This is a genomic window from Erythrobacter donghaensis (assembly GCF_001557325.1).
GTDB classification, from domain to species: Bacteria; Pseudomonadota; Alphaproteobacteria; order Sphingomonadales; family Sphingomonadaceae; genus Erythrobacter; species Erythrobacter donghaensis_B.
In genome coordinates, this window is sequence record NZ_LSJS01000305.1 from 1 (window position 1) to 10,177 (window position 10,177).

At 68.1% G+C, this 10,177-nt stretch carries 9 protein-coding genes; 4 read left to right on the forward strand and 5 right to left on the reverse strand.

Annotation, left to right across the window (positions count from 1 at the left end; all coding sequences use genetic code 11):
* Positions 1-4: 4 nt before the first annotated feature.
* The gene (locus AX692_RS17730) at positions 5-2,761 is read right to left on the reverse strand and encodes a TonB-dependent receptor plug domain-containing protein (RefSeq protein WP_073973739.1); all 2,757 of its coding nucleotides are present in this window, start codon (positions 2,759-2,761) and stop codon (positions 5-7) included.
* Between the two features lie 373 nt (positions 2,762-3,134).
* Here AX692_RS17730 and AX692_RS17735 point away from each other — a divergent pair, with 373 nt between their 5' ends.
* Positions 3,135-4,808 (forward strand): acyl-CoA dehydrogenase family protein, encoded by a 1,674-nt coding sequence (locus tag AX692_RS17735; RefSeq protein WP_073973738.1) that lies wholly within the window; start codon positions 3,135-3,137, stop codon positions 4,806-4,808.
* A 2-nt stretch (positions 4,809-4,810) separates the two neighbouring features.
* Here the strand turns inward: AX692_RS17735 and AX692_RS17740 are convergent, their stop codons facing one another.
* Positions 4,811-5,272: a response regulator gene (locus AX692_RS17740; protein ID WP_073973737.1), complete on the reverse strand. Its 462-nt coding sequence runs from the start codon at positions 5,270-5,272 to the stop codon at positions 4,811-4,813.
* A gap of 191 nt (positions 5,273-5,463) precedes the next feature.
* Here AX692_RS17740 and AX692_RS17745 point away from each other — a divergent pair, with 191 nt between their 5' ends.
* Both AX692_RS17745 and trxB read left to right on the forward strand, forming a co-directional pair.
* Positions 5,464-6,279, forward strand: coding sequence for a tyrosine-protein phosphatase (locus AX692_RS17745; protein WP_073973736.1), 816 nt, complete (start codon positions 5,464-5,466; stop codon positions 6,277-6,279).
* Positions 6,280-6,339: 60 nt separating this feature from the next.
* Positions 6,340-7,311 (forward strand): thioredoxin-disulfide reductase, encoded by a 972-nt coding sequence (gene trxB / locus AX692_RS17750; protein ID WP_073973735.1) that lies wholly within the window; start codon positions 6,340-6,342, stop codon positions 7,309-7,311.
* Between the two features lie 25 nt (positions 7,312-7,336).
* On the opposite strand, the gene AX692_RS17755 is transcribed toward trxB, so the two are convergent.
* Both AX692_RS17755 and AX692_RS17760 read right to left on the reverse strand, forming a co-directional pair.
* Complete coding sequence (locus AX692_RS17755) at positions 7,337-7,777, reverse strand: MAPEG family protein (RefSeq protein WP_073973734.1); 441 nt, start codon at positions 7,775-7,777, stop codon at positions 7,337-7,339.
* A 10-nt stretch (positions 7,778-7,787) separates the two neighbouring features.
* Positions 7,788-8,237, reverse strand: coding sequence for an MAPEG family protein (locus AX692_RS17760; protein ID WP_073973733.1), 450 nt, complete (start codon positions 8,235-8,237; stop codon positions 7,788-7,790).
* 92 nt (positions 8,238-8,329) lie between these two features.
* On the opposite strand from AX692_RS17760, the gene AX692_RS17765 reads away from it, so the two are divergent.
* Positions 8,330-8,701 carry a tRNA-binding protein gene (locus tag AX692_RS17765; RefSeq protein ID WP_073973732.1) on the forward strand — a complete coding sequence of 124 codons (372 nt, stop codon included), beginning with the start codon at positions 8,330-8,332 and terminating at the stop codon, positions 8,699-8,701.
* 4 nt (positions 8,702-8,705) lie between these two features.
* Here AX692_RS17765 and AX692_RS17770 read toward each other — a convergent pair.
* A partial coding sequence (locus AX692_RS17770; protein ID WP_330997597.1) for a TolC family protein occupies positions 8,706-10,177 on the reverse strand: 1,472 nt, incomplete at its 5' end.

Genomic DNA, 10,177 nt, shown 5'->3' on the forward strand with positions numbered 1-10,177 from the left:
CCCGTCAACAGAAGGAACCGTTCAATGCGAACTTGACAAGGCCCGGATCATACAAATCGACGCTCACCACCAGACCGGGGATGAAGCGCGGCGTGATCAGGGTGCCGACCGTCCAGGTGGTGGCGGTTTCCTCCTGCAGATCGGGATTGCCGGCGATCGTGCCCGAGAAGCGCGCGGTCAGCGGGTCCTCGTAGGAATAGGTTCCCGTGCCGAAAGTCGGATCGAAACCGATCGTTTCGAAGAAGGCGGTGCAGTTCTCCTCCCGCCGGGCCGGATCGGGCGCGCTCGACAGGTTGCCGACATCGCACGGATCGAAGGGCCGGAAGAAGGCGCCCTGCGGCGGATCGAACAATTCGTTGATGTTGGGCGCGCGCACCGCCCGGGCATAGGTGCCGCGGAAGCTGACATCGCGGATCGGCGCATAGACCCCGCCGACGTTCCAGGTGAAGGTGCTGCCGACGGTGGAGTAATCCGAATACCGTGCGGCCCCGCTCAGTTCGAGCGTCTCGGCGAACGGCACGTCCTTGAGCAAGGGCAGGTTCACCTCGCCGAAGATGTCGAACACAGAAAATTCGCCGCCGGCGTTGGAGAGCTGCGTGGCCGGATCGAACACCAGCGACTGCTGCGCAAATCCGAGATCGCGCAACCGATCACCCTCGTTGCCGAAAGCGGTGGTCACCGGCAGGATGCCGAGCGCGAGCGGATCGAAGGTCGAGCGGCTCTTTTCCTCGCGGAATTCGAAGCCGGTGGCAAAGCCGATCGGTCCGCCAGGCAGCTCGAGGAAGGCGCCCGTGTCGCCGGTGAAGATCATGTCGAACACAAGCTGTTCGAGCCGGAAGCGGTTGACCGTGGTCGTGGTGATGAAATCGATCGCTTCCTGGCTGATCGATCCCACCCCGCCCAGGATATTGGCCGGACGGCATTGCCCGTCGCCCGGATTGAAGGTGAAGAAGCCAGGATCGCCCGCCGGGATGCCGAACGGCGTGGTCGCGGGCGGCGTGCTGTCGATGTCCGAGCGGCAGATGGGGTTGCCGTTCGGCCCCGTCACCGCGTCGATCGCGGCGAAGAAACGGTCCATGATCACGCGGTTGTTGTTGAAGCTGGTCTGTTCGAAACGGCCGTAATTGCCGCTGATTTCGTAGGCGAAGTGATCGGTGATGTCGCCCTTGATCCCGCCGACGAAGCGCCAGGTCTCGAATTCGTTACGGTCGCGATTGGGGCCGAGATCGGCCGGGTCGCGGGTGATGTAGAGCCCGCGCTGCACCCCGTCTCCGAAGAACAGCTCGCCCACATAGGGTTCGAGCTGCGGCGTGATGAAGGGGTTGTCCTCGCGGATCGTCAGCAGGTCGTAGAAGGTATTGGGCTGGGCCTGGAATTCTGCGCTGTTCGAGACATACTTGCCTTCGAAGAAGACCTTGGCCTCCGACGAGATCTCGTAAGAGAGGTTGACATTGACCGACCAGCGTTCGGTTTCGGGCGTCAGCGAGTTCTCGTTGAAGGAGTTCGGGATGCCCGGTCCGCCGAAGGCGTTGAACAGCCCGGTGATCGTGCCGTCCTGATACACGCCCAGCGTACCATTGGGCGCAATCACCGCGCAGCCGCCGGCTAGCCCGAAGGCACCGTTGTTGAAGGTGCTGTTGAAGCCCACCGAGCTCTCAAGGCAGTCGGGAATGCCGTTGCCGTTGATGTCGGGCCCGTCAGACAGGCCGATGTCGCCGGGAGCGATCACCCCGCCGGCCGAGGAAAGCGAGAAGCGCGGGTCGCGGGCGATGAAGCGCCGCGGCGCGTTGGTTGCGCGCGCGATCAGCGCCTGCTCCGCCGCAGTCAGGTTGGGCGCGCTGCCGAACAGGTCGGTGTAATCGGTGATGAAATCGTCGAGCGCGCTTCCGGTGGGGATCAGGAAGCCGGTCGGATAGCCGCCCTGGCCGACCGCGAAGAAGTTCTGGAAATTGGGCGTGCTCGCGGTGATGTCGCCCGCCTGGAAGCGCAGCGCCGGATTGTTCTGGTCATCGGCGATGCCGTTATCGCGCGAGAAGCTGCGATCGCCGAAGCGGATCTCGTCGCTGCGGGCGTATTCGCCCGAGATGGTGATGTTGCCGCGACCGTCGGCGAAGTTCTTGCCCCAGGTAAGGTCACCGTTGATCCGCCAGCCATCGCCCTCCGAGGAAATCCCCGACTGGATATTGCCCTGCAGCCCTTCGAAGTCCTCCTTGAGGACGAAGTTCACGACCCCGGTTACCGCGTCAGCGCCGTAGACCGAGGACGCGCCGCCGGTCAGCGTCTCGACCCGCTCGATCAGCGCGGTCGGGATGGAGTTGATGTCGACGGCCTGTTCACCCGCGACGCCCGAGACATGGCGGCGGCCGTTGACGAGCACGAGGGTTCGATTCGCACCAAGACCACGCAGGTTGAGGATCGACTGGCCGACGGCCTCCGAGAAGACCCCGTCAATCGAGGCTTCCGACGAGGTCGAGGTGGTAAGCGCGGGGATGTCGCGCAGGGTATCGACCACATCGGCCGTGCCTGCCCGCTGCAAGTCCTCGGCGGTGACCGAAATGATCGGCGCGGCCGAACCGATATTCGGATCGCGGGCAATGCGCGAGCCGGTGACGACGATCGGTGCATCTTCGGTGGCGGAGGCCGCGTCCTCGTCGGCGACGCTGTCCTGCGCATTGGCCGGCGAAGCAAGGCCGGCGACGATCATCGCCGCAGCCAGCGCCGGTAGCGAGGCCGTGTGGAGTGTCGAATTCTTGATACGCATGTTGTCTACCTCGCCAGATTCAAGCCAATGGTCGGCGTCGGACCGGTCGCAAGCGCGACGATCCTTCGTCACCGGGCGCTCCTTCCACGGATGTCCCGGGCCGCCCTTCGGTTCTTCCTGCGCGAGATCGGTCAGCCAGGCTGTTTGCCTCGTGTCTGCCGCCCCCGTAAAGCGCTCCCCGAGCTGGGTCGCGCTGGCGTGATTATTACTGCGAGGAGCATTGGTGGTAAGTCCTAACTCATGATTTGGCGTGCCGGACGGCCGTTTTGATCGCGTAGTGTCACCAATAAGCAACAATGATGCTCTTGCTCGGGAAATTTCGCAAGTTTGGAGGGTTCGCCTCGCCCGCCCGGCTCTGCTAGCAGCCGGTGGCATGAACGAGATGGCAAGCAGCGAATGGATCGAGACGGCGCAGGCGGCTCTTGGGGCGGCGCGGGAGTACTGCGACAGCGTGCGGCAGGCGGTGGCGGCGATGGTCGCTCCGCAGGGCACCCCCGATCCGTCGCTGCTCACCCGCGAGCAGCACCGCGTTCACGGCTTTGCCTGGGTGGCATCGAGCATCGCCGCGCTCGAGGCGACCGCCGATTGGGCGGCGCGCGCCGAGCGGGCGGGGCGGTTCGGCTCGGCGGAAGAACTCACGCTGCGCATCGGCTTTGGCGAATATCTCGCGCAGATCGCTCATGGCGTGCCGATGAGCGCTCAGGAGGTGATCCGCCCCGCGGCGCTCGGCACCGAGGCTGCGGCGCGCGCGCTGACCGCGCATCCGGCGGTGGCGCGCTTCCTCGCCGAGGGCAGCACGCCTGAAAGCCGCAGCCGCCTCGCCGCGCTGCTGGCGGACGGCGCGCGGCCCGACGAGGCGCTCGGCGATGATGCGCTCGATCTCATCCGCGACCAGATGCGCGCCTTCGCCGCCGCGGCGATCGCGCCCCGCGCGCACCAGTGGCATCTTGCCGATGCGCTGATCCCCGACGGCGTCATCGCCGAAATGGCGGCGCTCGGCGTGTTCGGCGTGTGCATTCCGGAAGCGCACGGCGGCCTCGGCCTCGGCAAGCTGGCAATGGCGGTGGTCTCGGAGGAATTGTCGCGCGGATGGATCTGCGCCGGCTCGCTCGGGACGCGCTCGGAGATTGCCGGCGAACTGATCGCGGAGAACGGGACGGCGGAACAGAAGGCGAAGTGGCTCCCGCGGATCGCCGATGGCTCCTGCCTGCCGACTGCCGTCTTCACCGAGCCCGATACGGGGAGCGACTTGGCCGCGGTGCGCACGCGCGGCGAGCGTCAGCCGGACGGCAGCTGGCGGGTGACGGGCGCCAAGACCTGGATCACCCACGCCGCGCGCGCCGACCTGATGACCATGCTGGTCCGCACCGATGCGGGGACGCCGGGCTATGCCGGGCTCTCGATGCTGCTGGCCGAAAAGACGCGCGGCACCGACGCCGTGCCGTTCCCCGACGCCGGGATCGAGGGCAGCGAGATCGCGGTGCTCGGCTACCGGGGGATGAAGGAATATGCGCTGGGGCTCGATGGCTTCGCGGTGGCCGCCGATGGGCTCCTTGGGCAGCGCGAGGGGCAGGGCTTCAAGCAGCTGATGCGCACCTTCGAGGGCGCGCGCATCCAGACCGCCGCACGCGCGTTGGGCGTGGCGTGGAACGCCTTCGACCTCGCGCTCGATTACGCGCTGGGCCGCAAGCAGTTCGGCGCGCCGCTGGCGAACTTCCCGCGGGTGGCCGACAAGCTCGCGCTGATGGCGACCGAGACGGTGATGGCGCGCGAGCTCACCTATGCCGCCGCACGCGCCAAGGATTCGGGCGCGCGCTGCGATATCGAGGCGGGGATGGCCAAGCTGCTCGCCGCGCGCGCGGCATGGGGGGCGGCGGACAACGCGGTGCAGATCCACGGCGGCAATGGCTATGCGCTCGAATATCCGATCAGCCGGGTGCTGTGCGACGCGCGGATCCTGAACATCTTCGAGGGCGCTGCCGAGATCCAGGCGCAGGTGATCGGGCGCGGATTGTTGGCGGGGCAGGCACGCGCCGCCGCAGCCTAGCCTTACAGGACGCGGCGATAGGCCTCGACCGGCAGCACCGCGCGGTGGGGATCGGGGTTGACCGCGGTTCGCAGATCGACATGGCGCGGGCGGTCGCCGCGCAGCTTGAAGATGCGCCGCACCCGCGCGACCAGGTCGGCAGGCTCGAAGGGCTTGGAGAGGAAGTCCTGCGCCCCGGCATAGATCGCTTGCAACTGGTCCTGCTCGCCGTTCATCGCGGTGAACATCATCACCGGCAGATCGTAGAGCGCGCTCGATTGCCGCAACCGGCGCAGCAGGGTCATGCCGGATTCGCCGGGCATCGACTGATCGAGCAGCAGCAGATCAGGGCGCTTCTTCTGCACGCAGGTCCACGCCGCCGCGGCGGTCGTCACCCAGCCGCAGGCGTAGCCCGCATCGATCAGCACCTCGCTGGCGAGCTCCGCGATCAGTTCGTCGTCATCGGCAATCAGGATGCGGGCCATGGGGCAATTCGTCCGGGTGGGTTGGCAAATGCCCGGTTAACCAAACAGGTGTTGGAGCGGGCCTGCCTGCCCCCTCCGGAGCAACCCCTAGAGCGGGCAATGCCCCGGCTGTTGCGCGGTTGTAGCGGGGTAATGGCGATGGAGTGGCGGTGTCTTGCCGCTGTCGTGGCGGTCTGCAAGGGAGGGCGGCGATGACCAGCGATTCTCCCGAGGCTGTTTCCAACAGCGCCCGCATCGGCCCGTTCTATGTCACGCAAGGCATTCATAACCTTCGCGATTATGGCGGCTATGCCGTGCCCGGCGCGGGCCGCGTGCGCACGGGGGTGCTGCTGCGCTCGGGCCAGCACATGGAGGCGAGCGACGCGGACCTTGCGTTGATCGCCGCGTTGGACATCCGCACGGTGATCGACCTGCGCGGCACCAGCGAGCGTGCGGGCTTTCCGTGTAGACGCCATGCGAAGTTTGCCGCGCAAGTGATTGCCTATGATGGCGAAACCACCAACTCTCCGCCGCACGAAGGCGGGGGAGGGCGGATCGTCATGACCGCCGAGAAGGCGCGCGAGCGGATGCTGGCGGTCTATACCCGCATGCCGGTCAACCCCGCGATGATCTGGGTGTTCCGCGAATATTTCAATGCGTTGGACGCCAACGACGGCGCCAGCCTCGTCCACTGCTTCGCAGGGAAGGATCGCACCGGGATCGCGGCGAGCCTGCTGCTCCACGCCCTTGGCGTCCATCACGACGATGTGGTCGCCGAATTCCTGCTGACCAACGATGCGCCCACCCGCGCCATCCTCGAGCGCCAGTCGCTCCCCCGGATGGAGGCACATTACGGCACGATCGACCCTGAAGCCCTGCACAACCTGATGGGCGTTCTGCCCGAATATCTCGAGACTTACATCGCGAAGGTGACAGCAGATCACGGCTCGCTCGATGCCTATCTCGCGACAATCTTAGGTGTGGATGGCCCAAGAAAAGAGCGTCTACGCGCCAAGCTCGTGGCGTGACATTCTGCGGGCCAAACCCCATATCGCGTTCCTGAGATTCCCCACCGAGGCACCATCGACATGGCCACCCACACCACCAAGATGCTCATCATCGGCTCCGGCCCGGCCGGCTACTCCGCCGCGATCTATGCCGCGCGCGCGATGCTGGAACCGATTGTAGTTCAAGGCCTCCAGCCCGGCGGCCAGCTCACCATCACCACCGACGTCGAGAACTACCCCGGCTTTCGCGACGTGGTGCAGGGCCCGTGGCTGATGGAGGAGATGCGCGCCCAGGCCGAGCATGTCGGCACGCGGATGATCTGGGACACGATCGTCAGCGTCGACCTCGAAAACGGCTCGCCCTTCCGCGCGGTGGGTGACAGCGGAGACGAATACATCGCCGATTGCGTGGTGATCTGCACCGGCGCGCAGGCCAAGTGGCTGGGCGTGCCGGGCGAGCAGGCGCTGGGTGGCAAGGGCGTCAGTGCCTGCGCGACCTGCGACGGGTTCTTCTACCGCGGCAAGAAGGTTGCGGTGATCGGCGGCGGCAACACCGCGGTGGAAGAGGCGCTCTACCTCACCAACCATTCCGACAACGTCACCCTGATCCACCGCCGCGACAGCCTTCGCGCCGAGAAGATCCTGCAGGAGCGGCTCTTCGCCAATCCCAAGATCACGGTGCTCTGGAACAAGGCGGTCGACAGCTTCGAGGCGGGGGACAACGGCCTGCTCCACCACCTCGCACTCACCGACACGGTGACGGGCGAGGCGAGCACGCTCGAGACCGACGGGGCCTTCGTCGCGATCGGCCACGCACCCGCGACTTCGCTGTTCGCCGGCAAGCTGCCGATGGACGAGAGCGGCTACCTGCTCACCGAGCCCGGCACCCCCAAGACCGCGATCCCGGGCGTCTTCGCTGCGGGCGACGTGACCGATCACGTCTATCGCCAGGCGGTGACCGCGGCCGGCATGGGCTGCATGGCCGCGCTCGACGGCGAGCGCTGGCTCGCATCGCGCGCTCATGCCGAGCAGCAGGCCGAAGCGGCGGAGTAGCGTCCCGCGCCGAGCCCTTCGGCCCTCAACCGTGGGCGTGGAACACCGCGACCCCGGCGTGCAGGATCAGCGCCATCAGCGCGAGGCTCGACAGCGCGAACAGCGCGAAGCGCAGCGCGACGCGGTTGACGGTCGCCTGCACGAGCGAGTGCAGCACCCTTAAGATCACATAGGCCCATGCGAGGACGGTGTTCAATCCGTCGCCCTGACCTATGATCGCAAGCACGATCGCGACTGCATAGAAGAGCGTAGGAGCTTCATGCAAGTGATTGTAATTGTCGGCTTTCCAGCTCACCGTATCGGGCAGCTGCGCCCGCAGGCTCGCCCCCGTCGAGCCGACCATCCCCTTGGCGTCCAGCCCCGCCTTGAGCATCGCCGGGATGCGGGTCGCGTACATCCACACCCACATCACCATCGTCCACGCCAGCAGCGCGACCACCGGCTGAAGAATGTCCATTCCGATCATCGTCGTCTCCTCAGGCAGGCAGGGCGGAAGGGTCGGCGAGCAGCGTCACCGCGCAGGCGCGCAGCGCGAGCGCGACCAGCACGAGCGTGGCGGTGATGAATATCAGGAACCGCACCGGCACCCTGTTGACCGTCGCCTGCCAGATCGAGTGGACGATCCGCAGACCCACATAGGCCCATGCCAGCGCCACATCGACCGCGCCCGCACCCATGATCGCCAGGATCACCACCGCGGGGTAGAACACCGTCGGCTGCTCCACGAGGTGCGAATAGTTGTGCGAGGGCCAGTTGATCTTCGGATCGATCACGCCTTCGAGATCCTGCCCGCGCCCGCCCGGCCGCGCGCCGAGATCGATCCCCGCCTTCTTCAGCGCCGGCAGGCGCACCCCCGCGGTCCAGAACAGCATGACGAGCGTCCACACCACCAGCACGGCGGCGGGCGCGAGCATTTGCGCTTGCATCGATTGATCCCCTTCGAGCCTTTCTTTGCCGTACAGACTGCGAGGGCGCGAATGGATTGTCAAACGCAACCGATCCGCTAGCCTCCCGCGCCATGCACCTTGTCCACGATCCCGCCGCCCCGCCTGCCGAGGCGATCGCCTTCGACGATTTCCTCAAGATCGACATCCGCGCCGGCCGGATCATCCGCGCCGAGCCGTTCCCCGAGGCGAGAAAGCCTTCGCTGAAGCTCACCATCGATTTCGGCGAGGGCGTCGGCGTGAAGCGCTCGTCGGCGCAGATCGCCGAGCTCTACGCGGCCGAGGCGCTCGAGGGACGGATGGTCGCCGCCGTGGTCAACTTCCCGCCGCGCCAGATCGGCAGGTTCATGTCCGAAGTGCTGACACTCGGCTTCCCCGACGCCGAGGGCCGGGTGGTGCTGTTCGCCCCCGACAGCGACGTGCCGCCCGGCGCGCGGCTGTTCTGAGCGATCAACCCTCGGGTGCTGCGGCAGGGCTTTCCCACCCGCCGCCGAGCGCGCGGAACACGCTCACCTGCGCGGCGGCGCGGGCCCCGGCGGCCTCGGCGAAGGCGGCCTCGGCGGCGCGCCATTGGCGCTGGACCTCGATCAGCCGCAGCGCATCGTCGGCCCCGGCCTTGTAGCGCAGTTCGGTGAGCCGCGCGGTCTCACGCGCAGCATCGACCGCCTCGCCGAGCCGCGCCTCGGCCGCGAGCGCGCCGGACAGGCGCGCGAGCGCCTGCTCGGTCTCCTGCAGCGCGCCGAGCACCGCCGCATCGAAGCGCGCGAGCGAGGCCTCGGTGTCCGCTCTCGCGGCGCGCACCTGCGCGCGCGCCGCGCCGTTGAAGGGGAAGTTCCAGCTGATCAGCGGGCCGAAGGAGAAGCCGAAGCTGGACGAGGAGCCGAGATCGCCGGGCCGCGCCGCGCCCAGCGAGGGGGTGCCGAGCAGACTGATGCGGGGGTAGAGCGCCGCCACCGCCACGCCCACGCGCTCGGTGTCGCGCGCGAGGCTCCGTTCGGCGACGCGGATGTCGGGACGCCGGGCGAGCAGCGCCTGCCCGTCACCCACCGGCAGCGGCGCGGCAAGCCCGGGCACGGCGGCGCAGGCCGCGGCGGCCTGCGAGACGTCCTCGGGTGCATCGCCGGTCAGGAAGGCGAGCGCGTAGAGCGCGGCGCGGCGCTCGGCGACGAGCTGCGGCAGCGCCGCCTCGGCCTGCGCGAGGACGGTGCGCGCGGCGGCGACATCGCGCGCGTCGGCAGCGCCCGCGCGCCGCGTCGCATCGACCAGCGCTAGCGAGCGCCGGGCGAGCGCGATGGTCTCCTCGGCGGTCTTCACCCGCACCGCGAGCGCGCAGCCTTCGGTGTAGGTGCGCGCGGTCTCGGCGGCGACCGCGACCCGCGCGGCATCGACCTGCGCCTGCGCGGCCTCGGCATCGGCGACCGCTGCGCGCACCGCACGGCTCACCCCGCCGAACAGGTCGATCTCGTAGCTCGCGTCGATCCCGGTGGTGTAGAAATCGGTGGTGACGACCGGGACGTTTCCGACCGCGTTGAACACCTGCCCGCCGAAGCGCTGACGCACATACTGGGCGTTCAGGGTGGTCGAGGGCAGCTGCCCTGCGCGGGCCTCCGACAGGAGCGCACGGGCGCGCTGAAGGTTGGCGGCGGCGACCCGCAGGTCGGTGTTGCGCTCCAGCGCGCGGGTGACGAGGCCGTCGAGCACCGGGTCGCCGAACAAGCGCCACCATTGCGGCGGGAGCGGGGTGGGGGTGGTGGTCGCGGCATCGGCCTCGATCAGGCGCGGCGCCGCGCCGCCGGGGGCGGGGGGCTCGGCGTAGTCGGGGCCGACCATGCAGGCGGAGAGGCTCAGCGCCGCGGAGAGCGGGAGGAGGGCGCGCGCGGGGCTCATGCGCCGGGCTCCGGTTGCGGCGCGGCGGCGGGCGC